The sequence below is a fragment of the Cereibacter sp. Soil_C_27 genome (assembly GCF_057657095.1).
This window is the reverse complement of the sequence record NZ_JBDGJD010000013.1, coordinates 13,973-37,550: the sequence shown is the minus strand read 5'-3', so window position 1 is coordinate 37,550 and position 23,578 is coordinate 13,973. Positions and strand designations below refer to the sequence as shown.

The following is a 23,578-nucleotide window of genomic DNA, read 5'->3' as shown; positions in this document are numbered from 1 at the left end:
CAGGCCCTGATCCCGCCCACCCGAGGGGGGTCAATATTCAACGCCGATACGGGGTCAGATTTCGGTGCCGATTGACAAAGGTCGGCTCTCTGCCCTTAGAGTCGACCCTGCGCCAGCGACATCGCGCAATAACCGAGTGTCCGTCTCTGCTAGACAATGCGTTAGTCCCGGCACACCTGCATCGCTGCGCCTCTACGAAAGATATCACGGCGTGTACAAACAGCAGCGCAGCGAAACTGAGTCAAAGGGCCTTCCTCTCGGCCGAACTGACATAGCCAGACCTCCCGCGCTAGTGGCATTCGATCAACTTCGTGTATGCCGCCGCTTGCTCCGCGATGACTTCCGGTGGCAGGGGAGCGGCTTCATCGGCGAGGACTGGGTCAACGCCGTTCTGGAACATAAACAGCTTCGCGATCTCGCCGCGTATCGCGAAGTTGATGTTCTGGGGGATGTCGCCGAACGCATCTGCGACCACCTGAGCATCCAGCTTGGCGACCACAACGCCAACAACAGACCCATTTGCATCGAGCACGGGGCCGCCAGAGTTGCCGGGCTGGACCGGCGCAGAGATCTGCATCCGTGTCGCCTCGCCTCCCAGTCCCTTCAGGCTCGCCAGTGATCCTCGGGTCACGTTGATCCCGCCGAGCAGGCCACTCAGCGGATAACCAACCACCGTAACGTCGGAATTCAGGCGGGCAGGATTCGAGGCGAAGTTGGCGATCGCGTTCCCGGCGATTGTGTCGCTCTGGATCAAAGCCAGATTAAAGGCCGTGTCCGCGGCAATCGCCCGGGCTGGCCTGCCATCGACGGTCAGGTTGGAACAGCCTTCGACGACATGCGCATTTGTCAGCAGGTGTCCAAGTGAAGATACGATGAAGCCGGTACCTGAAGATGTGACCTGAGGCTCTAGCGCAGATGAGGGCGGCGCCGCAGCGGCCGCCACGGGGCCTGCGGCGCCGACAAAGCTCTCGGTTATCGCCCGCCGTGCGGAAGCCATGTCGCTCGGGGATCCAGTCGCGCCTGCGGTCGGTTGACCCTCCTCGCGGTCCAGTAGGGCGGACAGAGTGAGAATGCCTTGTGACAGCAGACCGCCGCTGGGGAGCAAGATTGGTGCCGACCGACCTTTCGCGATGCTGCCGGTCACCGCTGCCAGGACCCCGCCATCCGGATCTCCCGCCGAAAGCATGATGGTGGACCAGCGGCCGTTGCGCAGGTCCGAGCGGGTATAGAGCGACCGGCCATCGCTGCCCCGTGTGGACGTGATGGCGACGGCGTCGCGCCGCAGGACGTAGGGCTCCGAGCCCGGGACAGCGCGCTGCAGGGTGAAGTCATGCAGACTGGACGCCTCGTCAAGCGTGCCGACGGTCAGCGAGTATGCCAGTGAGGATGAGCGCTGATTGAAGTTTACAAAGGTGTCGGAGTCCGCGCCAGTGATGATGTCCTTCGATGGCACCAGCAAGGACATGTCCAAGGCCTCGATGTAGCGCTCGATCCACCCCTCTGCCTCGAAACGTTTCCACGCACCGAGTGCAAGCAGAGAGGACGACCAGTTCTGGGGTTCGCCTATGACACCGGCACTGCTCACGTAACGCTCAAGCGCGCGCTGGCTCCCGCTTCCCCATGCTCCATCCAGAAGGCCGTTGTATGAGCCTTTGAAGGCAAGAGCTGTTTGCAGAAACCTCTTCTCATCCGAGGACAGCCGCCGGGCGTCGAACGTGAATGCGAGTTCTGCTTCCGTGAAAGCTCGGGCGGGCGCAACCGGTCCCATAAGGGCCATCGTCAGAAGCACTACCTTGATAAGTTGTCGCGTCACCCTCAAGGCTTCTCCTCCGTGCCGGACGACGTTACCCTAGCATGGCATGCTATTCGTCCGTGGTTCGAACACATCAACGTGGCAAATTATTGACCGCGCTGATCGAAAGCGCTGACGCGATCAAGCGGCGTTGCAGAGCACAAGAAACGTTGCCGCTCTAAGACGCTCCAAGCCGGCTCGAGGTGTCACGAAGGGCTGGCACTACAGATGCTAGAGCGCGTCAGCTCGGCAGGGGGATCGCGCGGCGCATCCGATCAATCGGAGCCCAGCGTAGCCAGCGGCGCACGAAGCTCACAGCCCCGCATCTCTTGACACCATACCCAGGCTGAACGCCTGCTCGATCCAAGTCGTGAAAGCGGGCAAACGTGACTCCAATCCAACGCCGCAGTCGAATTGGAAAAGTCATAACAAATTCAGTGTACTGTGGCTTGTTCACTACTTCGGCGCGGGCAACAGCTCCGGAGAACTTCGGGCTGGAGAGACGACACTAAACACGTTCTGAGCCGGGGCCGGTATTTAGCCTAGCCTGCATAACCTTCGAATATAACGAGAAATTGCTGCGGCAGCAGGCTCAGGAGAAACTTTCCATAAGGGCATGTGGCGGAGCGAGAGGGATTCGAACCCTCGAGACGGTTCCCCGCCTACACACTTTCCAGGCGTGCGCCTTCGACCACTCGGCCACCGCTCCGTCGCGGTTGTTTAGCGCGGGTCGGGAGGGGCGGCAAGGGGGCGGATCGGGAAATCGGAGGGCCGCGTGCTCCTGCATCGGATTGACCTCTCTCGGCTGGGAGGGCGGCATCGCGGCCTGAAAATCTGCTGGCCGGTGGCGCCCGGGGAAGGCGTTGGTGCGAGGGAAAGGTTGCTTCGGCTGAGGCGGCTCTGCCTGGGGCCTCGTTTGATCAGGTGGCGCATGGTCCTGCAAGGTAGGCTGCGCGCCTACTGATGCTGGATCGGTTCTGTGTATCGCGGGCATTTGCAGTTCGAAGAGCCCGATGCGGCTCTCAGCTCGCCTACCACCGCAGCAGCCGGGCTCCCAGCAGGCCTGCGAGCAGCGCCGAGGTCAGGATCGCCACCCCGTACCAGGTGACGTAGAACAGCGGGTTGTCCTGGACGCAGAAGAAGGAATAGCCGGTCGCGGCACCGGAGCTTGCGGCGAGGCCGGCGAGAGCGGCGGAGCGGCGGGCGGTGGTGGTGGCGCCGCCGCGGAGGAGCGCGAGGAGGGTGGCGATCGGCATGAGGGAGAGAAGGAGGATCAGGCCGATGCATTCGGAGAGCGAGAAGGCCCCGACCTCGGCGAAGCGCCGTGCAGGGGGGAGTATCAGGAAGGCCCAGGTCCAGAGCAGGGCAGCGAGCGAGAGGGGCAGGGCGAGCCAGAGCAAGGCGGGGCCGGTCCGGCTGCCGGGGCGCGAGAGGCGCAGCGCAGCGCGCAGGGCAAGAGCGCAGGTCAGGGCCGGCAGCAGGGTCTTGGCGAGCACCACGGGCTGGCCGAGGGCCTCGGCGAGATCGGGACGGGCGCCGACGATAGCGAGGAAGAGGCAGGAGACCAGGGCCACGGTCGCCAGCACCGCGAGGGCGATGCGGCGGGGGCGGAAGGGCGGGGCAGGCGGCTCTGCGCTCAGCCGGGCGATCAGGGCGTCGGTGGTCATCGGGTCGGCCTCCGTGCCGTGGTGGAAAGGCCTCTGGATCTGCGCGGGTGCAACAGGGCCAGTCCTCGAGACTTCCCCAGCCGAGCGATCGGCTCGCCGCTCGAGGCGGCTGCCGTCCCCGCACCTCGATTCCCGCTTGAACCGCAGCCCTCACGGTCCCTCGAAGCACGGTCCCCTGCAGCAGCACACATACCGCAGTTCCCACGCTCGGCAGTCCGAGCGGTGGGCTCGTCCCACACCCCCCTCATTTCGCCCCCCGCACCATCTCGGCCATCCGCCGGATCGCCCGGTGCAGCGAGACCCGCACTGCGCCTTCGGTCATTCCCAGCCGGGCGGCGACGGTGGCCGAGGCTTCCTCCTCCAGCCCCACCGCCTGCACGATCTGCGCCGAGCGGCGGTCGAGCCGGCCGATCAGCCGCGACACCTCGCGGGCGGCAAGACCATCGGGCGGCGGGTCGGCGACGAGCTCCTCCTCGAAGGCCTCGATCGGCAGGTGAATGCGGCGGCCGCTTGCGCGGAAGGCGTCGACCACCTTGTGGCGGGCGATGGTGTAGAGCCAGGGCCGGATCGGCAGATCGGGCTGCCAGGTGTGGCGCTTGCGGTGGATGGCCATCAGAACCTCCTGCACGATGTCTTCGTGATGCTCCCGTGTCAGGCCGCGGCCCCGGGCGCGCACGACGCCGCGCAGCACCGGCGTCACCTCGTGCAGGAAACGCGCATAGGCCTGCCCGTCGCCCGCGAGGGCGGCGCGCATCAGGACGGACCAGTCGTCGTCGGGCAGCAGCATCACATCCGTGCAGTTCGCGGGGCCTGCAGGAACGTTACAGGCGAATCCCGCCCGCGCGCAGAAATTCCGCAAGGGTGCTGCAGCCGAGGGTGCGGGGGCAGGAGATACGCGCGGCCCGTGCCCCGCGTTACAGATGTTTCAGCCGGATCGCGCAGAAAGTCGCGATTTTCACATGGGGGTTTTTATCGATGAAACACAATGATGTGGAAGGTTTCTGCGGCTAGCTTTTCCTCACGGCGCTCCGGCATCCCGCCGGGCGGAAACCCAGAGGACAACGCATGAAAACGCTCTCCCTTCTTGGCACGGCTGTCACCGCTCTCACCCTTGCCACCGGCGCTTTCGCGCAGAGCACGGTCGATACGACCACGCTGACCTGCGCGGAGTTCCTCGCGATGGATTCCTCCGGCATGATGCAGGCGGGCGAGGCCGTCGGCATGGCGCATGACGCGATGTCGGGCGATGCCATGGCCGACGACGCGATGGCCAGCGACGCGATGGCCAGCGACGCGATGGCCAGCGACGCGATGGAAGGTGACGCCATGGACGGCGACGCGATGGCCGGCGACGCGATGGAAGGTGATGCCATGGAAGGCGATGCCATGGCCGATGACGCGATGGCGCATGACGGTATGGAGGGCGACATGACCGCCCGCATCACCGCCGCCTGCACCGCCCATCCCGAGGCCAAGGTGGTCGACGCGCTCGCCATGTGATCCGGCCCCGTCCTCGGGGCGGCCTGCCGCCCCGAGGCCCTCTCGCAGCAAGGATGCGACCGATGATCCCCGATCCCACTCCCCCGGGCGGCAGCCTCGTGCGCCGCCATCGCCTCTCGACCCGGCTCTGGCACTGGCTGAACGTCGTGACGCTGCTCGTGATGCTGATGAGCGGGCTGATGATCTTCAATGCCCACCCCCGGCTCTACTGGGGCGATCACGGCGCGCAACCCGATCGGCCCTGGCTGGAGATCCGCGCAATCGACGCGCGGGGAGAGCTGCGCATCGGCTCCCAGGTCTTCGACACCACCGGCGTGCTCGGCCGCTGGACCGATGCCGAGGGGGAGGTGCGCAATCGCGCCTTTCCGGGCTGGGCCACGCTGCCCTCGGGCTACAATCTGGCGCTGGCGCGCGACTGGCATCTGACCTTCGCCTGGGTTTTCGTGGCGGCGCTGCTGGCCTATCTCGGGCGCAGCCTCGTCAACGGCCATCTGCGCCGCGATCTGCTGCCCGCTGTGCAGGAGCTGACGCCGCGCCATCTGGGGCAGGACATCCTCGATCACCTGCGGCTGCGCTTTCCCAAGGGTCTGGCGGCGCTGCGCTACAACATCTTGCAGAAGCTGGCCTATCTTGGCGTGCTGGGCGTGCTGCTGCCGGGGATGGTGCTGTCGGGGCTGGCGATGTCTCCGGCGATGCTGGCGGCCTGGCCCCGGCTTCTGGTGCTGTTCCAGGGCCATGCCTCGGCGCGTTCGGTGCATTTCATCTGTGCCACGCTGCTGGTGGCCTTCGTCGTGATCCATCTCGCCATGGTGCTGCTCTCGGGCCCGATCAACGGTCTGCGTGGCATGATCACCGGGCGCATCCGCCTGACCGAAGGGGAATGAGCCGATGTCCTCCCACCTCACCCGCCGCCGCTTTCTCACCGGGCTCGCCGTCGCGGCACCGATGGGGCTGGCCGGCTGCGACAGCCTCGGCGCCAACGCGACCTTCCGCGAGTCCTTCCTCGGCTGGGGCGAGTGGCTGAACTACCGCGCCCACCGCCTGCTCTTTGCGGACAGCCTCGCACCGGAGTTCACCCCGGCGCAGATGTCGCCGGTGTTCCGTGCCAACGGCAACGAAACCGCGCGCGACGCTGCCTGGCGCCGCCATCTGGCAGAGGGTTTCGCCAACTGGCGCCTCACGGTCGATGGCATGGTGGCCCGCCCGCTCAGCCTGTCGCTGGCCGATCTGCGGGCCCGCCCGGCGCGGACCCAGATCACCGAGCACACCTGTGTCGAGGGCTGGAGCGCCATCGGCCAGTGGACCGGCGCGCCGCTCTGGTCGATCCTCGCCGAGGCCGGGATCGCCCCCGAGGCACGCTACATCGTCTTCCACTGCGCCGACGATTTCCGCGGCACGCCCTATTACGAAAGCATCGATCTGGTCGATGCCATGCATCCGCAGACCGTCCTCGCTTACGGCATGAACGGCACCGACCTGCCCGAACGCCACGGTGCCCCGCTGCGCCTGCGGGTGGAGCGGCAGCTGGGCTACAAGCATGCCAAGTTCGTCATGCGGATCGAGGCGGTTGCGAGCCTTGCCGCCGTCGGTCGCGGCCGGGGCGGCTATTGGGAGGATGCCGGACGCTACGCCTGGTATGCCGGGATCTGAGGCTCCCTCGCTCCGGACGGGCGGCGTCGGGGGAGATCGCCGCCCGCCCGTCGCATCCCGCGAGGGGCTTCCCCGCGGCGACCTCACATCCCCGGCGTCGCGGCGAGGGCTGCGGCTTCCGCCTCGGGATCGAGCGCCGATCCGGCGCTGAACCCGTCGAGGAAGGTGTCGATCAGCGCCGTCGCCGTCTCCGAGGCGGGGATGAACGACTCGGCGGAGCCCGCGATGACCGAGAGCGCCACGGTCCATCCCGTCGCTTCGCGGCAGACCATGGCCCGCTCTGCCCCGCCCGAGTCCAGCTCCAGCGAGATCAGACGACAGAGGCCGATGTCGGTCTCGTAGCTGGCCAGCACCTGCGCGTTGCCTCCCGGCCCCGCGACGCTGCCGCCGGTCGGCGTGGTCTCGAGCAGACTCGCCGCCGCCAGCGCCGGGTCTCCGGCCTCTGCGGGCGCAAGGGTCTGCCCGGCGAAGAAGCCGCCCAGCCCCACCGCCACCGCCAGCGAGGCCGCCAGCGCCACCGGCACCCAGGCCCGGCGCGGCGCGCGGAAGGGCACCACGTTCTCCGCGGGCGCGCCGAGGATCGCCTGCCGCAGCGCCTCGGGCACGGGCTCGGCCGGATAGGCCTGCTGCATCAGCGCCCGGGTCTCGGCAAACAGCGCATAGCGCTCCGCCAGTGCCGGATCGCGGGCGATGCGGGTCAGAAGCCGCGAGCTCTCCGGCTCGGGCAGTTCTCCATCGGCCAGCGCCATCAGCATCTCGTCATTCTCCATTTCGGTCGGACCGGGCTCGGTATGGGTGCTCATCGGTTCAGTCCCCTTGCTGCGGCCTCGTCCTCGCCGCGTTGCAGGTCGGCGGCCAGCGCGATCCTTGCGCGCGCGAGGCGGCTCATCACGGTGCCTTCGGGAATCTCCAGTGCGGCGGCCACCTCACGGTAGCGCATCCCCTCGACGCAGACGAGGATCAGCACCGCGCGCTGGTCCTCGGGCAGGCGGTCCATCGCCCGCCGCACCTCGGCCAGATGCAGGCGGCTCTCGCTGGTGCGCCGCCCGTCCTCGCCCGCAGGCTCGGCCCCCTCCTCCAGCCCGTCGAGCGGCACCACCTCGCGCCGCGCACGGGTGACGTCGATCCAGCTGTTGCGCATGATGCGGAACAGCCAGGCATCGAGCCGGGTGCCCGGCTGGAAGCTGTCGAGATTGCGCAGCGCCTTCTCGCAGGTCTGCTGCACCAGATCGTCGGCGCTGTCGCGGGCACGGGTCAGGCTCAAAGCGAAACTGCGCAGGCGCGGCAGCATCTCGATCATCTCGGCCCTGATGGCTTGTGACACGGTGTTTCCTCGCTTGGCGGTCCTGTCGATGCCAACGGGCGAGGTGCCGAAGTCATTCCACGATCCGGATGAATTTTTTGATGTATGCCGCAAGCGGAATAAAACAAAGTGTCAGGCCGTTCTGCGGTATCGGTAATACAGAAGGCGGAGGATCGGATGGCGGAAGACGAGCTGGGCAATCGCGGGCGGCGGGCGCTCCTGCAGCGGATCGGGCTGGCGGGGGGGCTGCTCTATGTTGCCCCGGCGCTCACCAGCCTTGGCGTGGCGCGGGCCTCGGGCGGGTCGGGCAGCGGCGGGTCGGGCGGGCGCGGCGGTGGTGGTGGCGGTGGCAGGGGCGGCAGCGGCGGCTCGCGCCCGGTGATCCGCCAGCGGCGGCGCCAGCCGCAGGAGGCCCGGCCCCGGCAGGTGCGCCGTGCGCCACCACCGCCCGATCCGGAACTGGTGGTGCTGATGCCCGAAGGGGCGACGGCGGCGGCGGTGACGGCGGCAGGCTACGACGTTCTGGCCAGCTCCCCCGCGGCGGGATCGCTGCTCCTGCGCTTGGCTCTTCCGGCAGGCGAGACGCCCGAGGTGGCGCTCGCGCGCCTCTCGGGCAGCTTCCCGGGGGCGCTCGGCGACGAAAACCACATTTACACCCCCGACGAACTCCTCTGCGAGGACGGAGACTGCGCCGCGCATGAGATGATCGGCTGGTCCGGCTGGCCGAGCGCCTATGCCCCGCGCATCGGCATGATCGACACCGGCATCAACACCGAGCACGAAGCGCTGCGCGGCCAGAAGCTGACCGTCGATCAGGTCGATCTGGGCGAGCGCGACGCCGCCGGGCGCCAGCATGGCACGGCGATCGCGGCGCTGCTGCTCGGGCGGCTCGACAGCCGCACGCCGGGGCTGCTGCCCCATGCGGAACTGGTTGCGGTCGAGGCCTTCCACCGCCGCGGCGGCGCCGACGAGGCCGATGCCTTCGCACTGGGCCAGGCGGTGGAGCGGATGATCGAGGCGCGGGTCAGCGTCATCAACATGTCCTTCTCGGGCCCCGAGAATGCCGTGCTGAAGCGGCTGGTGCAGCGCGCCGCCGCCGAGGGCATCGGTCTGGTCGCCGCCGCAGGCAATGGCGGCCCGGGTGCCGGCCCCGCCTGGCCCGCCGCCTGGCCCGAGGTGATCGCGGTGACGGCGGTGGACTCGGGCCTGCGCGGCTACCGGCAGGCCAATCGCGGCCCCTATGTCACCCTCGCCGGGCCGGGGGTGAACCTCTGGACGGCCGCCTCGATCTCGGGCGGGCGGCTCAGGTCGGGCACCTCCTATGCCGCGCCCTTCGTCAGCGCCACGCTGGCAATCGAGCGGCTGCGCAACCCCCAGGCGCCGGTGACGGCGGTGGTCGAGGGGCTGATCGGCTGCGCTCAGGATCTGGGCGAGGCGGGCTATGACGAGACCTTCGGCCATGGCCTCGTCACCTCGCCAAATCTCTGCACTGCCGAGATTTCCGGTGAGGCGGAGAAGAAATTTCTCACGAGCGGGGAATAGAAGCTGCGGCTGTCCCGTTTCTTCTGCAGAGCCGGATGAAGGCCGGCCGGAAGCATTGGAAAGGACATCACATGACTGCCAACAGCAAGGCTGACCCGAAACTTTCCCGCCGCGCGTTGCTCTTCAAGACCGGGCTGATCGCGGGCGGGGCCTATCTCGCCCCCGTCATGCTCGGGCTGAGCGCAGCCCGCGCCAGCGACGGCTCGAACGGCAACTCGGGCGGGCAGTCGAACGGCAACTCCGCCCCGTCGCGCGGCAACGGCGGCAAGGGCAACAAGGGCAAGGCCTCGCGCGGCAAGAAGTCGGCGCCGTCGCGCGGCAAGAACTCCGCCCCCTCGCGCGGCAAGGCCTCCAAGCCGTCGCGTGGCAAGAAGTCGGCGCCCTCGCGCGGAAAGAACTCGCGTCCCTCGCGCAACCGGAACTCCGGCCCGTCGCGCGGCTCGCGGCGCTAAGCATGGCACGGCGCCAACCAGCGCCGGGGACGGGGGCGGGCCGGCGCGGCTCCGCCCCGCTTCCCGTGGAGCTCCGCTTCGCCGGGCTGAGCTGCCGCGTGCTCCTGCCGCCCGAGCTCGTGGGCCCGCTGCGCGCCTGCCTTTCCGGCTGGGCGGTGGAGACCGGGGCAGGGGGGCGCGAGCCCCTGCTCTGCCGGGTCGAGCCGCGCCGGGGCGGGCGCTACCGGGTGCAGTCGATCTACCTCGACACGCCGATGGACCGGCTTCCGGCGGCAAGCGCGATCTGTGCCCTGCTGGCCGATCTCTCGCAGCACTGGTGCGAGGCGGCGCCGCGCACGCTCGGCTTGCATTGCGGCGCGGCACGGATCGGCGGGCGGCTGGTGGTGCTGACCGGGCTTGCGCGCTCGGGCAAATCCACGCTCTGCGCCCGGCTCTGCGCCGAGCCGGGGGTGGAGCTGTTCTGCGACGACGTGCTGCCGCTGCGCAGCGACGGGCAGGCCACCGCGCTCGGGATTGCGCCGCGCCTGCGTCTTCCGCTGCCCGACAGCCTGCATCCCGATTTCCGCGCCTTCGTCGCCCGCCACCTCGGCCCCGCCGACGACCGCTACGGCTACCTGCCGACGGCGCAGAGCGCGGCGCATGGCACCCAGTCCCCTCTGGCGGCGCTGGTGCTGCTCGACCGGCGCGAGGGTGCCGCCGCCCGGCTGCACCGGATGGACCCGTCCGAGGCGCTGCACCGACTGCTGATCCAGACCATCACCGACCTGCCCTCGGGCGCCGCCGCCTTCCTTCAGGCGCAGAAGCTGACCCAGGGACTGCCAAGCCTGCGCATGGTCTACTCCGATCTCGAAGAGGCCGTGGCGCTTCTGAAAAAAGCTTTCGGCGGCACCGAGATGCTGCCCTCAACCCTCGAGATCGGCCCCGACATCCCCTCGCCCCCGCCCGAGGCCGAGGCCCCGCAGATCGATGCGCAGCAGGTGCTGCGGCGGGCCGAGCGGGTCACGCTGCGCCGCCATGGCAGCGACGCTTTCCTCTGGCGCCCCGGCGAGCCGATGCTCTATCGGCTCAACCCGGTGGCGGCGGCGGTCTGGATGCTCCTGGAGCTTCCCGGCAGCGCCACCGATCTGGCCGAGACCATGGCCGAGCTCTTCCCGGAAGTGCCGCCCGACGTGTTGCTCGCCGACCTGCGCCGCCTGCTCGGCAGCCTTCAGGCCGAGGGGCTGGTCGCGGCCTAGCTCAGCGCGCCGCCCAAGGCTCCGGCGCGGCACCGCGCGGCAGGGTCCAGTAGCCATCGGCGGCAAGGCTTTGCCACTCTCCCGCCGTGCCGTCCGGCCAGATTACCCGCACTTCCGCGCGGGTCCGATCGCCGAGCCCGACATGCAGCCAGCCGCTCTGGCCCCCCGCATGCCCGCCGCCCACCGTCAGCTCGCGTCGCGTGATCTTGTCGCCCTGCCGCACCTCCAGCCAGCCGCCCACCGCGTCCCGGTTGGGCGCGGCTTGGGTCGGGCGCAGGCCGATCCAGTGGCCGGTCCCGCCGCCCGTGTTGCGCCAGAGCTGCGCCGGGCTGTTGCGGTTCACCACCACCAGATCCGGCAGCCCGTCCATGTTGAAGTCCGCCAGCGCCGCCCCGCGCGAGGTGGCAAGGCTTGCCACCCCTGCCTCGGCGCCCGCCTCGACGAAACTGCCGTCGGGGCGCTGCAGCAGCAGGTTGTTGGGGTCTTCCATGGCGAAATCCGGCATCTCCGACACATTGCCCTTGGCGATGAAGAGATCGTCCAGACCATCGTTGTTCACGTCGGAAAACTCCGGATGCCACGCCGTGCTCGGCCGCACGTCGCCGCCTTCGGGCGGGCGGTGCGCGGTAATGCCCTTGGCGAAGGCGATGTCGGCATAGCGCGGCAGCAGCGGGTCCTGGGCAGGCATCAGGCTCTGCAGCTTGTTGTCGGCCATGCTGGTCAGGAAATAATCGGGATAGCCGTCGCCGGTCAGGTCGCGGCTGGCGATGCCCATGCCCCAGATCCGGAGCCGCGCCCAGCCCTCGGCCTCGGTGTAAAGCCGCGGCAGCGCACCCGGCGCGATGTGCCAGAGCTGCTCCTGCCCGCCCTTGTAGTATTCGCGGTCGTTCGACACCCGCAGCGCCGGCTGGCCGGAGCGGTTCCAGTCGGTAAACAGCATCGACAGCGCGCAATGGCCGGGCGTCAGCGACAGCGGCGGGGCGAAGCCCCGGCCCTCGGGGCGGTAGAGCCGGTTCTCGGTGCAGGAGCCCCAGGGGAAATCCTCCTGCGTCCGGTCGATATAGGTGCCGAGCGCCAGCGTCGGCCACGCCGCCCCCGCCTCCCATGTCGCGGCAAAGGCGGTGGCCCAGGCGTCGCCGCCGTCGAAGCCCCACGCCTCGTTGGCGCGCTCGAAACGGCAATCGCCCAATCCGCGCATCAGCACGCTCTCGCCCACCCGCAGCAGCGCCAGATCCATCAGCCCGTCGCTGTCGACATCAAGCGGATAGGCCCCGTTGACGGCTGTCAACTCGAGCCCGCTTGGTTCGGCGGCGAACGTCAGCTCGCCGCCCTGCGTCGAGCGGTTGCGCAGAAAGCGCGCCGGGGCCTCGCCGCCGGCCAGCAGCAGATCGGCAAAGCCGTTGCCGTCGCAGTCGAAGCTCGCGACCCCGCCGCCCACCATGTATTCCCAGCCGCCGGTGAAGGTGCTGCCGGGGGCGGGTGCCTCGACGAAGCGCGGAATCGCCGGGTCGGCCAGCGCCTGCGTCGCGCAGACGGTCAGCATCAGGGCCAGACGCATGCTCATCGCCTTGTCCGCAGCGCGGCGGCATGGGCGCCGATGCAGCGGCCCTGTTCCAGCCCCTGTTCGACGGCCGCGCGGAAATGGATGCCGCCATAGAGCCGCGAGATCGCCGCCTCCTCCGCCGCCGCCCAGAAATTCGGGAAGGGCCGGGCGGGCAGGCCGTCATCCTCATGCGTGGCATCCTCGAAGGCCATCTCGCCGCCGAAGCTCGCGGTCAGCACGGCAGCGGCGGCGCCCGAGAGGGTGCTATGGCCGCTGGGATATTCTGGGAAGGGCGGGGTGATCAGCAGGGGCTCGAACGCGGGGTCGATCACCTTGCGGATGTAGCTCATGGGGCGGACGAGGTCATGCTCGAACTTGCTGCGCCAGCAGCCGATGAAGGCATCTGCCATCCCGATCCCCAGCCGCGCCATCACCTCGGCGCTCAACGCCGCATTGGCCTCCTCGGCCTCGAGGATCTGCCAGGCGATCGAGATCCAGTGCCCGGGCGGGGTGGGAGACAGCATCGGATCGTCCGACCAGAAGCGGGCGATCTCCATCTGTTCGGAGGTCAGGGTCTGGCGCGCGGTGCTCACCTCCAGCGCCTCGGCATGGAAGGCCGATCCCGGCTCTTCGCTGTAGGCGGGGGGCGGGGGCAGGTCGCAGCTTTCGATCCGCGTCATGGCGAAGGGCCGGTTCTTTCCCCAGTCGGGCAAGAGCGGCATCTGCTGCTGGGCGATCAGGCTGGTCGGCACCCAATGCGCCGGGCCCTGGGTGAGGGGGTATTCATAGGGAAAGCCCATGTTCTCCACCACCGCGCCGCCATCGTCGAGCGACCAGTCCAGCACATGCGCCGCCACCGCCTGCCCGTAAGCCACACTGCGCGCCAGTGTCCCGGGGTCCACGCCCTCGGCGGCGCGCGTCTCCTGCTTGCGGGTCATCGCGGCGATGGCGCGCTGGCCGGTGGGGCCGGTGTTGGCGAAGAAGCTGGCGATCGCCTCGGCCATCGCGGTCTGCAGCACCACCGCCTCGTCATACTCCCCCGCAGGGCGCCGCGGCAGGGGCGGCAGACCGTTCAGCTGCCCGGCAAGGCTCTGCAGCGACGGATCGCCCGAGGCCACGGCCTCGTAACCGGTCACGCCGATATAGGCGAAGGCCCGGCTGGCGACGGGCGGCGAATAGGTCGGGGTGTGGCGCACCAGCTCCAGCACCAGACGATACCATGTCTGCATCGCCTGACGGTCGAGCTGGGCGGCGGCGGCGGCCTTTGGCAGGCAGAGCAATGAAAAGATCAGACAAGACGCAACGACGCGGCGCAGCACGGTTTCCCCCTCTCGTGCCTGTCGGCACGAACATCCCCGCGGCCAGACAATCACGTTCCGCCACGGGCGTGCAAGACTTCGCGTGGCCGATCTGGACGCGGACGGCCCGGCCTGCCAAGGTCGCGGCGGGACGGAGAGGGAGAGAGCCATGCGGCGGACCAGGGCCAAGGCGGAGCGCGGGCTCCGAAGCACGGGGCCGCAAGCGGCGGTGGGCACATGAGCCTGCTCGATCCCGCCACCCTCCTGCCGCTGATCGCGGCGCTGGCCGGTGCCGGGGCGCTGATCGGCTTTCTCGCGGGGCTCTTCGGCATCGGCGGCGGGGCGATCTCGGTTCCGGTGTTCTACGAGGTGTTCCAGATCCTCGGCCACCCGCCCGAGGTGGCGATGCCGATGGCGGTCGGCACCTCGCTCGCGGTGATCGTGCCGACCTCGATCCTGTCGTCGCGCGCGCATCACGAAAAGGGCACGGTCGACATGCGCCTGCTGAAGATTTGGGCGGTGCCGGTGCTCCTTGGGGTGGCGGCGGGGTCGCTGATCGCGCGCCATGCCGATCCGGCGGTGTTCCAGATCGTCTTCGTGCTGGTGGCGGCGGTGAATGCGGCCAAGCTCCTGTCGGGCGGCGCCGGCTGGCGGCTGCGCGACAGCCTGCCGGGGCGGCTGGGGCTGAGCGCCTATGGTGCAGGCATCGGTCTGGTCTCGGCGCTGATGGGGATCGGCGGCGGGGCGGTGTCGAACCTCGTGATGACGCTGCACAACGTGCCGATCCACCGCGCGGTCTCGACCTCGGCGGGTGTGGGGGTGCTGATTTCGATCCCGGGCACCCTGGGCTACATGGCTGCGGGCTATGGCCAGCCGGGTCTGCCGCCCGATGCGGTGGGCTTCGTGTCCTGGGCGACGGTGCTGATGACGCTGCCAACCTCGCTCGTCACCACGCGGCTCGGGGTGCGGCTGGCGCATCGGCTGACGCGGCGGCGGCTGGAGACGGCCTTCGGGCTCTTCCTGCTCGCGGTCTGCGCGCGCTTCGTGCTGCTGCTGCTGGAGTGACCCCGGAACGAAACCGGCGCGCCCCTTGCGGAGCGCGCCGAGACGCCTGGCGGGGCGGTCGCCTTACAGGATGAAGTCGTCGGACACCCAATAAGCCGGGCCGCGCGAGCCGTCGTCCACTGCGACCTGGAATTCCACGGCCGAATCGTTGTCGGTATTGCCGAGGATCCAGGTCTGGCCATCCGAACCCTGAACGGCCATCAGATAGCCCTTGTCGGGCGTGCCGTTCACGTCGTTGCTGAACTGGAAGCTCTGGTTGCCCGAAGCGGTCTCGTTGGCGTCGATCGACGAGACGTCGATCACGTCGAGATCAAAGCTGAAGTCGCCGATCATGTCGCGCTTGGAGCCGGTGGACTCCTTCGTCGCGGTGAACATGAAGGTGTCGGCGCCTTTGCCGCCGAACAGATCATCCGGGCCGTTGGAGCCGATCAGCGTGTCATTGCCCTGACCGCCGTTCAGCTCGTCGCGCCCGGCGCCGCCGTTCAGCCAGTCGTTGCCGCCGTTGCCGTTCAGCTCGTCCGCGCGGCCTTCGCCGAACAGCCGGTCATTGCCGCGGTTGCCGTTCAGCGTGTCGCTGCCGGCATAGCCGTAGATGTAGTCGGCACCGCCGCCGCCGTGCAGCACGTCATTGCCGGTCCAGCCGTCGATGTCGTCATTGCCGGCGCCGCCGAAGATCTCGTCGCTGTCCTCGCCGCCATCCAGCGTGTCCTTGCCGCCGTTGCCGTAGATCAGATCCTCGCCGTCCTCGCCCGCGATCTCGTCCCAGCCCGAACGGCCGTACATCAGATCCCAGCCGTCGCCGCCAAGGAGCACGTCGTCGCCCGCTTCGCCGTCGATCTCGTCGTCACCCTCGCCGCCGTCCAGCGTGTCGTCGCCGGTGTAGCCGAGCAGGGTGTCGTTGCCGTCATCGCCGTAGAACTTGTCGTCCCCGCCGCTGGTGTTCGGACCGAAATCGTCGATCTCGTCATCGCCGTCATTGCCGAACACGGTGTCGTTGCCGGCACCGGGGAAGATCAGGTCGTCGTCGTCGCTGCCCGTAATGGTGTTGCTGAAACTGTTTCCGTCATAGCGTGCCATGTTGAACGTCCTTTTGTGGCCAAAGTCTTTCCGGCCGTTTCGCCTCCCGGTTCCGGCGCCCCTCGAGCGCCGGTCCCGGGTCTGCCCGGTTTAAGCCGCAGACCCTCATCCTAGTTCCGCGAGGAGAGGCGGCTGGCGGCGGATTGCCGAAGCGCGGGATGGGAGACGCCGATGAAGCGGCAGGATTCTGCCGAAGGAGGCTGACGCTGTCGGAAGCTGGCGGTGCGAGGGTCGTTTCCAGTTCCGGCTCCCCATGGTCGGCGCGCTTTCTCCCCCGGGCGCCGCTCCGTCCTCCGTCACGGCGTGAGCAGGTACTTCTCCCCCGTCGACTTGCGCATGTAGGCGGCCACCGTCTCCGGCTCCAGCGCCTGCTCCAGGGGGATCCGCGCGGTGTAGTGGCTGGCGAAGGTCGTCTCCATCTCCGCCACCACCCGCTTGCGCATCGCCTCGACCCGCGCCGGATCGAGGCGTTGCAGGGCGTGGAACAGCAGCCAGCCGCCGATGCTCCAGCTGAAGCCGAAGCTCCGGCGCAGCGTGGTGGGGCCGGTGTCCAATGATCCGTAGATATAGCCCTGCTTCTTCGCGCCCGAGCCGTAGCGGTCGTAGCTTTTCATCTCGCGCGCGGCGACGGCCTCCATCGCGTTGAGGATGGTGCTGGTCATCTCGCCCCCGCCGATCGCGTCGAAGGAGAGCGTGGCGCCGGTGGCGGCGATGGCTTCGGTCAGGTCCGCGACGAAGCTCTCGCTGCTGCTGTCGACGACATGCTCCGCGCCGAGGCCGCGCAGCAGGGCGACCTGCTCGGCGCTGCGGACGATGTTGACGAGGCCGATGCCGTCGGCCTTGCAGATCCTGACCAGCATCTGCCCGAGGTTCGAGGCGGCGGGGGCATGCACGAGCGCCGTGTGGCCTTCCGCCCGCATCGTCTCGACGAAGCCGAGCGCGGTCAGCGGATTGACGAAGAGCGCGGCCCCCGCCTCGGCCGAGGCTCCCTCCGGCAGCGGCAGGCAGTCCTTGGCCTCGATCAGCCGCAGCGTCGCATACATCGCGCCGCCCAGCATCGCGACCCGCCGCCCGACGAGCTCCTGCTGATCCGGACCCGCCGCAACGACGGTGCCGGCGCCCTCGTTGCCCACGGGGAGCGACTGGCCGATCCGGGCGCGCAGCGCGGGCAGGGCCCGCTCGGGGATGCGGGCGACAAGGGCGCCGCCCTCCGCCACCAGCGTCGTCATGTCGGCGGGGCCGAACATCAGCCCCAGATCCGACGGGTTGATCGGTGCCGCCTCGACCCGGACGAGGAGTTGGCCCGGGCCGGGCTCGGGCATCGTGACCGGCTCGAGATGCAGCCGCAGCCTGCCATCCTCGGTCACGGTCGATCTCAGTTCCAGACTGTCGCGGTCCATGGTGCCTCCGATGCATTGGCCCACATCTTCCGCCAGTGCAGGCCCAAGATCAACCGCGGCAGGCGAGGCGCCGCCGATCACCTCCCCCCGCCGCTGCAGGCCTCACGACATTCGCACCGAGTTCCGCGCTTGAAACATATTGTCGGCGAAGCTGCGCAGCAGCACCGAAGGGATGGCACGGCAGGACTGACGAGTGAAGGACTGAAGCGATGGTGATGCAGTCCAGCAGCATCGGAATCGAAACGGAAGAGCACCTCGTATCGATGTTGGCCCGATGCAGAGTCTTCAAGGTCAATCGACCTCATCTGCATTATAGGGGGCTGATGTGATGGCTCCGATCGGGAGACCAGACCAAGCCAGTCAGGCAAAGCCCGATCACGCAGATCTGGTAATGGAGATACTACCCGCGACTTACACCTGTGTCGCAAAAGGCGAGTAGTATGGCGGAGAGACAGGGATTCGAACCCTGGGTCGGCTCTCACCGACAACGGTTTTCGAGACCGCCGCATTCGACCACTCTGCCACCTCTCCGCGTCAGGGGTCGTCGTGGCGTGGGATTTAGCGGAGCGTTGCGGGGCTTGCAAGCGGGAAAGATGGCGGGATCGCGCCCAGCATCACGGGTCTGTAACCGGGCACGGGTTGGCAACCGCCGGGGCAGGGACTAGCTGTGGAGCCAATCGCGGCCGAGAGGTGCCCTGCCATGTTGCCGACCAGACTGACCCCGCTGCTGCTCTCCGCGGCCATCGCCGCCGCCGTGGGTCTGCCGCTCGCGGCCCAGACCACGGCCGCCCAGATCACGCCCGTACAGACCATGCCTGCCCAGACGCGGCCCGCCCCTGCCGTTCCCGCGCCGCGTCAGGCGCTGGCGCCAGAGGTGCAGATCAAGGCGCTGACCGAGGCGCTGCAGATCGGCCCCGTCATCGAGGTGATGCGCGAGGAGGGGCTCGACTACGGCGCCACGCTGGAGGCCGAGCTCTTCCCCGGGCGCGGCGGCGCGCGCTGGCAGGCGGTGGTCGGGCTGATTTACGACACCCAGACGATGCGCAAGCGCTTCGACGCGGCCTTCTCCAGCCAGATCGGCGACGATCCGGAGGGGGTGTCGGCGATGATCGACTTCTTCGGCAGCGACCGCGGCCAGCGCATCCTCGATCTGGAGCTGGAGGCGCGGCGCGCGCTGATGGATGACGCGACCGAAGAGGCAGCGCGGATGACGGTCGAGGAGATGCTGGCCGAGGACGACCCGCGCATGCAGATGCTGCGCGACTTCGCCGAGGCCAACGACCTGATCGAGCTGAACGTCATGGGCGCGATGAACTCCAACCTCGCCTTCTTCAAGGGCATGGCCGAGGGCAGCGCCTTCGACGAGCCGATGCCGGAGGAGCAGATGCTCTCGGATGTCTGGGCGCAGGAGGATGCGGTGCGCAGCGAGACCGAGGATTGGCTCTATCCCTATCTGGCGCTGGCCTACGGCCCGTTGCCGGACGAGGATCTGCAGGCCTATCTCGACTTCTCGCGCACCCCGGTCGGCCAGCGGGTGAACGCGGCCACCTTCGCGGCCTTCGATGCGGTCTTCACCGCCGTGTCGCAGGATCTCGGCCGGGCCGCGGCGCGGCAGTTGCAGGGCGAGGATATCTGACGGGCGCAGCGGCCCGCGGATCCCACTGCGCGCTTGACTCGGGGCGGTGATTCCCGGATAAGCCCGCATCTCGGTCAGGTTTCCGCCTGGCCGGGTTTTTCATTGATGACGCTCCAAGAGGGGCGCGCTGTCCGAGGCAAAGCGAAACGCCGGTACATGCCGGGGCCACAAGACGCGGAACACGAGAAGGATAGACCCATGTTCGCGGTCCTGAAGACAGGCGGCAAGCAATACAAGGTGCAGGCGGGTGACGTGCTGCGCGTTGAGAAGCTGGCGGCCGAAGCTGGCGACAAGATCCAGTTCAACGACATTCTCATGGTCGGCGGCGACGCCCTGACCGTCGGCGCGCCCTTCGTGGCCGGCGCCGCGGTGCAGGCCGAAGTCATCGCCCAGATCAAGGGCGAGAAGGTCATCCACTACGTCAAGCGTCGCCGCAAGCACAGCTCGCAGCGCACCAAGGGCCACCGCCAGCACCTGACGCTGCTGCGCGTGACCGACGTTCTGGCCTCGGGCGCCGAAGCCTCGGGCGTGGCTGCCGCCACCGGCACCGCCGATGCGCGCCGCGCCGCCCACAACGCCGAGGCCGCTCCGGCTGCCGAAGCCTCCGCGAAACCGAAGCGCGCTGCGAAAGCCGCCGCTGCTGCACAGGAGTAACACCCCATGGCACACAAAAAGGCAGGCGGTTCGTCCCGCAACGGCCGCGACTCGGCTGGCCGTCGTCTCGGCGTGAAACTCTACGGTGGCCAGGTCGTGAACCCGGGCAACATCATCGTGCGCCAGCGCGGCACCACCTGGTTCCCGGGTACCGGTGTCGGCATGGGCACCGACCACACGATCTTCGCGGTCGTGGAAGGCAAGGTGGCGTTCAAGAAGGGCTTCAAGGGCCGCACCTTCATTTCGGTTCTCCCGGCTGCGGAGGCTGCCGAGTAAGCCGAACCTTTACAGGTTGCTTGTAAACGGGGGATCGGCTGACAAGCCGGTCCCCCTTCCTCTTTCCGCGCGCCGCCATGCTGATGGCGCAATCCGGAGGGAGATTGCGTGGTTCAGAGTTGATCGAAGGGCCGAAAACCCCCAGATCTGGGCTCTTGCGCTTCAGAGGAGGGAAGCCATGACGCTTGATATGATCTCGACGACGACTTCGGCCACCGGGCCGGCTCAGGGAGGGAGCCGGTTCGTGCTGCGGCCGGTGCGCAAGTCGGACGCCGGGCTCTTTGCGATGTATGCGGGCGACCGCCGCGTGGCCGAGGGAACGCGGGCGATCCCGCATCCGCTGCCGCCGGGCGCCGCCGAGGCCTTCGTGACCCGTGCGATGGCCACCGACCGGACGGAGGATGTCTGGGTGATGGACGGCTCGGCCACCGGGCTGGGCGAGGTGCTGGGAGTCATCTCGCTCAAGCGGATGGACCGCGACCAGTCCGAGATCGGCTACTGGGTGGCGCCGGCCTTCTGGAACGCCGGCTTCGCCTCCGAGGCGGTGCGGGCGCTGATCGCGGCCAATCCGCAGAACGCCCGGACCATCTTCGCCGAGGTGTTCCAGGACAATCCGGGCTCGGCGCGGGTGCTGACCAACTGCGGCTTCGAATATCTCGGCGACGCCGAGAGCTTCTCGGTCGCGCGCAACTTTCGGGTGCCGACCTGGACCTATATCCGCAAGCTCGGCTGATGCGGGTGCGTGACGCGGTTGAGGGCGATGCCGAAGGGATCGCCCGGATCTACAACGACGCGGTGCTGACGACGACGGCGATCCTGAACGAGGGCACTGTCGACGCGGAAAACCGCACCGGCTGGATGGAGATGCGGCTGGGGCAGGGCTATCCCGTGCTCGTCGCGGAACACGAGGGCCGGGTGATCGGCTACGCCTCCTTCGGAGACTGGCGGCCCTTCGACGGATTCCGCGCCACGGTGGAGCATTCGGTCTATGTCGCCGCCGAGGCGCGCGGGCAGGGCATCGCCCGGGCGCTGATGGCCGAGCTGACGGCCCGCGCGCGCGGCTGCGGCAAGCATGTGATGGTCGCCGCCGTCACCTCGGAGAACGAGGCCTCGCTGCGGCTGCACCGCGCGCTCGGCTTCCGCGAGGCGGCGGTGCTGACCGAGGTGGGGCAGAAGTTCGGCCGCTGGCTGGACCTCGTGTTTCTGGAGCTTCGGCTCGACGACCGGGCACAGCCCGAGCAACGCAAGGCTTGAACCCCGGGCAATCCGGGTCTATCGCCAGTTTTACAACGCTAAGCCCGGAAGGCGCTGACCCATGAAGTTCCTCGACCTCTGCAAAGTCTACATCCGCTCCGGCGGCGGCGGGGCGGGCTGCGTCAGCTTCCGGCGCGAGAAGTTCATCGAATTCGGCGGGCCGGATGGTGGCGACGGCGGCAATGGCGGCAATGTCTATGCAGAGGCGGTCGAGGGGCTGAACACCCTGATCGACTTCCGCTATCAGCAGCATTTCTTCGCCAAGTCCGGCCAGCAGGGCATGGGCAGCCAGCGCACCGGCAAGACCGCCGACGACGTGATCCTCAAGGTGCCGGTCGGCACCGAGATCCTCGACGAGGACGAGGAAACGGTCATCGCCGACCTGACCACCGTCGGTCAGCGCGTGCTTCTGGCGCGGGGCGGCAATGGCGGCTTCGGCAACCTGCATTTCAAATCCTCGACCAACCGCGCCCCCGCCCGGGCCAATCCGGGGCAGGAGGGGGTGGAGCGTACCATCTGGCTGCGGTTGAAGCTGATCGCCGATGCCGGGCTTCTGGGCCTGCCCAATGCCGGCAAGTCGACCTTCCTCGCTGCCACCTCGAACGCCCGGCCCAAGATCGCCGACTATCCCTTCACCACGCTGGTGCCGAACCTCGGCGTTGTCGGCGTGGACGGCAAGGAATTCGTCATGGCCGACATCCCCGGCCTGATCGAAGGCGCGTCGGAGGGCCGGGGTCTGGGCGACCAGTTCCTCGCCCATGTCGAACGCTGCTCGGTGCTGCTGCACCTCGTGGATGGCACCTCCTCGACCATCACCAAGGATTACCGCACCATCATCGGCGAGCTCGAGGCCTATGCCGAGGATCTGGCGCAGAAGCCGCGGATCACCGCGCTGAACAAGATCGACGCGCTGGACAGCAAGACGCTGTCGACCCGCAAGAAGGCGCTGGAGAAGGCGTCGGGCGGGCCGGTCTTCCTGATTTCCGGCGTGGCCGGGACCGGGTTGCAGGACGTGCTGCGGGCCATCTACGCCGAGATCACCGCCGGACGCGAGGTGGTCGAGGAGGCCGCACCGTGGCAACCCTGACGGCAACCGCCGCTCCCGATATCCGCAACGCCCGTCGGCTGGTCGTCAAGATCGGCTCGGCCCTGCTCGTCGATCGCAAGCTCGGCCTGCGCCGCGCTTGGCTCGAGGCGCTGGCGCTCGATGTGGCTGCGGCCAAGGCACGCGGCGCCGATGTGATCCTTGTCTCCTCCGGCTCGATCGCGCTGGGGCGGGGGGTGCTGGGGCTGGCCGATGGCGCGCTGGCCCTGGAACAGTCGCAGGCCGCCGCCGCCGTCGGGCAGATCCGGCTGGCCCGCGCCTATGAGGAGGTGCTGGCGCCGCATGGCATCACCACCGCGCAGGTGCTGGTGACGCTGGAAGACACCGAGGACCGCCGCCGCTACCTGAACTCCCGCGCCACGATGGAGACCCTGCTGGGCCTCGGCGTCGTGCCGATCGTCAACGAGAACGACACGGTGGCGACCGACGAGATCCGCTATGGCGACAACGACCGGCTGGCGGCGCAGATCGCCGTGACGGTGGGTGCGGACCAACTGGTGCTCCTGTCGGATGTCGACGGCTTCTATTCCGCCAATCCCAAGGAAGACCCGACCGCCGAACGCTTCGATCTGGTCGAGGCGATCACCCCCGAGATCGAGGCGATGGCAGGCGATCCGGTCTCGGGTTTCTCCAAGGGCGGGATGAAGACCAAGGTGATGGCTGCCAAGACCGCCGTCGCCGGCGGCTGTGCCATGGCGATCATGGAAGGCTCGGTGCTGCGGCCCCTGACCGCGCTGGCCGAAGGCGCGGCGCGGACATGGTTCGTGGCGCAGGCCGATCCGCAAGTGGCCCGCAAGCGCTGGATCAACGCGATGAAGCCGCGCGGCGCGGTGCGGGTGGATGCGGGCGCGGTCACGGCGCTCAGGGCAGGCAAGTCGCTGCTGCCGGCGGGCGTGATGGTAGTGACCGGCGCTTTCGGGCGCGGCGACCCGGTGGAGATCCTGGGGCCGTCTGGCGAGACGCTGGGCAAGGGGCTGGTGCGCTACACCGCCGCCGAGGCGCGGCTGATCGCCGGCCACCGTTCGGCAGAGATCGAAGGGATCCTGGGCTACAGCGGACGGGCGGCGCTGGTGCACCGGGACGACATGGTGTTGTGACGGCGGGGCCGGGACAAAATCCTTGAAAAGGA

The 23,578-nt window shown here is 68.7% G+C and carries 23 protein-coding genes and 2 tRNA genes; 14 read left to right on the top strand and 11 right to left on the bottom strand.

What is annotated here, in order from left to right:
- Nucleotides 1-289: 289 nt before the first annotated feature.
- The 4 genes from AC3A5Z_RS23480 to AC3A5Z_RS23465 all read right to left on the bottom strand — a co-directional run bounded on the left by AC3A5Z_RS23480 (nt 290) and on the right by AC3A5Z_RS23465 (nt 4,246).
- A complete protein-coding gene (locus AC3A5Z_RS23480; protein WP_487521692.1) occupies nt 290-1,813 on the bottom strand; it encodes a S1C family serine protease in 1,524 nt (507 codons plus the stop codon).
- 598 nt (nt 1,814-2,411) lie between these two features.
- A tRNA-Ser gene (locus tag AC3A5Z_RS23475) sits at nt 2,412-2,501 on the bottom strand.
- Between the two features lie 322 nt (nt 2,502-2,823).
- The gene (locus tag AC3A5Z_RS23470) at nt 2,824-3,459 is read right to left on the bottom strand and encodes an NrsF family protein (RefSeq protein ID WP_487521690.1); all 636 of its coding nucleotides are present in this window, start codon (nt 3,457-3,459) and stop codon (nt 2,824-2,826) included.
- A 244-nt stretch (nt 3,460-3,703) separates the two neighbouring features.
- Entirely contained in the window at nt 3,704-4,246 is a 543-nt protein-coding gene (locus tag AC3A5Z_RS23465; protein WP_487521689.1) for a sigma-70 family RNA polymerase sigma factor, read from the bottom strand.
- A 278-nt stretch (nt 4,247-4,524) separates the two neighbouring features.
- On the opposite strand from AC3A5Z_RS23465, the gene AC3A5Z_RS23460 reads away from it, so the two are divergent.
- The 3 genes from AC3A5Z_RS23460 to AC3A5Z_RS23450 all read left to right on the top strand — a co-directional run bounded on the left by AC3A5Z_RS23460 (nt 4,525) and on the right by AC3A5Z_RS23450 (nt 6,609).
- Nucleotides 4,525-4,959, top strand: coding sequence for a pentapeptide MXKDX repeat protein (locus AC3A5Z_RS23460; protein WP_487521688.1), 435 nt, complete (start codon nt 4,525-4,527; stop codon nt 4,957-4,959).
- Between the two features lie 62 nt (nt 4,960-5,021).
- Nucleotides 5,022-5,843: a cytochrome b/b6 domain-containing protein gene (locus tag AC3A5Z_RS23455; RefSeq protein ID WP_487521687.1), complete on the top strand. Its 822-nt coding sequence runs from the start codon at nt 5,022-5,024 to the stop codon at nt 5,841-5,843.
- A 4-nt stretch (nt 5,844-5,847) separates the two neighbouring features.
- Nucleotides 5,848-6,609 carry a molybdopterin-dependent oxidoreductase gene (locus AC3A5Z_RS23450; RefSeq protein WP_487521686.1) on the top strand — a complete coding sequence of 254 codons (762 nt, stop codon included), beginning with the start codon at nt 5,848-5,850 and terminating at the stop codon, nt 6,607-6,609.
- A gap of 83 nt (nt 6,610-6,692) precedes the next feature.
- Here AC3A5Z_RS23450 and AC3A5Z_RS23445 read toward each other — a convergent pair whose 3' ends face one another.
- A complete protein-coding gene (locus tag AC3A5Z_RS23445; protein ID WP_487521685.1) occupies nt 6,693-7,412 on the bottom strand; it encodes an anti-sigma factor family protein in 720 nt (239 codons plus the stop codon).
- Complete coding sequence (locus tag AC3A5Z_RS23440; RefSeq protein WP_487521684.1) at nt 7,409-7,933, bottom strand: sigma-70 family RNA polymerase sigma factor; 525 nt, start codon at nt 7,931-7,933, stop codon at nt 7,409-7,411. Before AC3A5Z_RS23440 ends, AC3A5Z_RS23445 begins: the two co-directional genes overlap by 4 nt.
- A gap of 156 nt (nt 7,934-8,089) precedes the next feature.
- Between AC3A5Z_RS23440 and AC3A5Z_RS23435 the strand changes: the two genes are divergently transcribed.
- The 3 genes from AC3A5Z_RS23435 (at nt 8,090) to AC3A5Z_RS23425 (ending at nt 11,141) form a co-directional block, all read left to right on the top strand.
- Nucleotides 8,090-9,454 (top strand): S8 family serine peptidase, encoded by a 1,365-nt coding sequence (locus AC3A5Z_RS23435; RefSeq protein WP_487521683.1) that lies wholly within the window; start codon nt 8,090-8,092, stop codon nt 9,452-9,454.
- Between the two features lie 71 nt (nt 9,455-9,525).
- Nucleotides 9,526-9,906 carry a hypothetical protein gene (locus AC3A5Z_RS23430; protein ID WP_487521682.1) on the top strand — a complete coding sequence of 127 codons (381 nt, stop codon included), beginning with the start codon at nt 9,526-9,528 and terminating at the stop codon, nt 9,904-9,906.
- Nucleotides 9,907-9,908: 2 nt separating this feature from the next.
- A complete protein-coding gene (locus AC3A5Z_RS23425; protein WP_487521681.1) occupies nt 9,909-11,141 on the top strand; it encodes a PqqD family peptide modification chaperone in 1,233 nt (410 codons plus the stop codon).
- 1 nt (nt 11,142) lies between these two features.
- Here the strand turns inward: AC3A5Z_RS23425 and AC3A5Z_RS23420 are convergent, their stop codons facing one another.
- The gene (locus AC3A5Z_RS23420) at nt 11,143-12,705 is read right to left on the bottom strand and encodes a CRTAC1 family protein (protein WP_487521680.1); all 1,563 of its coding nucleotides are present in this window, start codon (nt 12,703-12,705) and stop codon (nt 11,143-11,145) included.
- Entirely contained in the window at nt 12,702-14,003 is a 1,302-nt protein-coding gene (locus AC3A5Z_RS23415) for a vanadium-dependent haloperoxidase (RefSeq protein WP_487521679.1), read from the bottom strand. The genes AC3A5Z_RS23420 and AC3A5Z_RS23415 overlap by 4 nt, the downstream gene beginning before the upstream one ends.
- A gap of 216 nt (nt 14,004-14,219) precedes the next feature.
- Between AC3A5Z_RS23415 and AC3A5Z_RS23410 the strand changes: the two genes are divergently transcribed.
- Complete coding sequence (locus AC3A5Z_RS23410) at nt 14,220-15,047, top strand: sulfite exporter TauE/SafE family protein (RefSeq protein WP_487521678.1); 828 nt, start codon at nt 14,220-14,222, stop codon at nt 15,045-15,047.
- A 63-nt stretch (nt 15,048-15,110) separates the two neighbouring features.
- Here the strand turns inward: AC3A5Z_RS23410 and AC3A5Z_RS23405 are convergent, their stop codons facing one another.
- From AC3A5Z_RS23405 to AC3A5Z_RS23395, 3 genes are all read right to left on the bottom strand, one after another.
- Entirely contained in the window at nt 15,111-16,124 is a 1,014-nt protein-coding gene (locus tag AC3A5Z_RS23405; RefSeq protein ID WP_487521677.1) for a calcium-binding protein, read from the bottom strand.
- Between the two features lie 296 nt (nt 16,125-16,420).
- Nucleotides 16,421-17,524 carry a zinc-binding dehydrogenase gene (locus AC3A5Z_RS23400; RefSeq protein ID WP_487521676.1) on the bottom strand — a complete coding sequence of 368 codons (1,104 nt, stop codon included), beginning with the start codon at nt 17,522-17,524 and terminating at the stop codon, nt 16,421-16,423.
- 441 nt (nt 17,525-17,965) lie between these two features.
- Nucleotides 17,966-18,055: transfer RNA gene (locus tag AC3A5Z_RS23395), tRNA-Ser, on the bottom strand.
- 169 nt (nt 18,056-18,224) lie between these two features.
- Here AC3A5Z_RS23395 and AC3A5Z_RS23390 point away from each other — a divergent pair.
- The 7 genes from AC3A5Z_RS23390 to proB all read left to right on the top strand — a co-directional run bounded on the left by AC3A5Z_RS23390 (nt 18,225) and on the right by proB (nt 23,546).
- Nucleotides 18,225-19,160, top strand: coding sequence for a DUF2059 domain-containing protein (locus AC3A5Z_RS23390; RefSeq protein WP_487521675.1), 936 nt, complete (start codon nt 18,225-18,227; stop codon nt 19,158-19,160).
- A gap of 198 nt (nt 19,161-19,358) precedes the next feature.
- Nucleotides 19,359-19,814 carry a 50S ribosomal protein L21 gene (rplU, locus tag AC3A5Z_RS23385; protein ID WP_107666088.1) on the top strand — a complete coding sequence of 152 codons (456 nt, stop codon included), beginning with the start codon at nt 19,359-19,361 and terminating at the stop codon, nt 19,812-19,814.
- Nucleotides 19,815-19,820: 6 nt separating this feature from the next.
- On the top strand, nt 19,821-20,090 hold the full coding sequence (gene rpmA, locus AC3A5Z_RS23380) for a 50S ribosomal protein L27 (protein ID WP_487521674.1): 270 nt from the start codon (nt 19,821-19,823) through the stop codon (nt 20,088-20,090).
- Between the two features lie 178 nt (nt 20,091-20,268).
- Nucleotides 20,269-20,823, top strand: a complete 555-nt coding sequence (locus AC3A5Z_RS23375) for a GNAT family N-acetyltransferase (protein ID WP_487521673.1) — start codon at nt 20,269-20,271, stop codon at nt 20,821-20,823.
- Complete coding sequence (locus AC3A5Z_RS23370) at nt 20,823-21,344, top strand: N-acetyltransferase family protein (RefSeq protein ID WP_487521672.1); 522 nt, start codon at nt 20,823-20,825, stop codon at nt 21,342-21,344. Before AC3A5Z_RS23375 ends, AC3A5Z_RS23370 begins: the two co-directional genes overlap by 1 nt.
- A gap of 61 nt (nt 21,345-21,405) precedes the next feature.
- A complete protein-coding gene (obgE, locus tag AC3A5Z_RS23365; protein ID WP_487521671.1) occupies nt 21,406-22,431 on the top strand; it encodes a GTPase ObgE in 1,026 nt (341 codons plus the stop codon).
- On the top strand, nt 22,419-23,546 hold the full coding sequence (proB, locus tag AC3A5Z_RS23360; protein WP_487521670.1) for a glutamate 5-kinase: 1,128 nt from the start codon (nt 22,419-22,421) through the stop codon (nt 23,544-23,546). The genes obgE and proB overlap by 13 nt, the downstream gene beginning before the upstream one ends.
- The last annotated feature ends 32 nt before the right edge of the window (nt 23,547-23,578 follow it).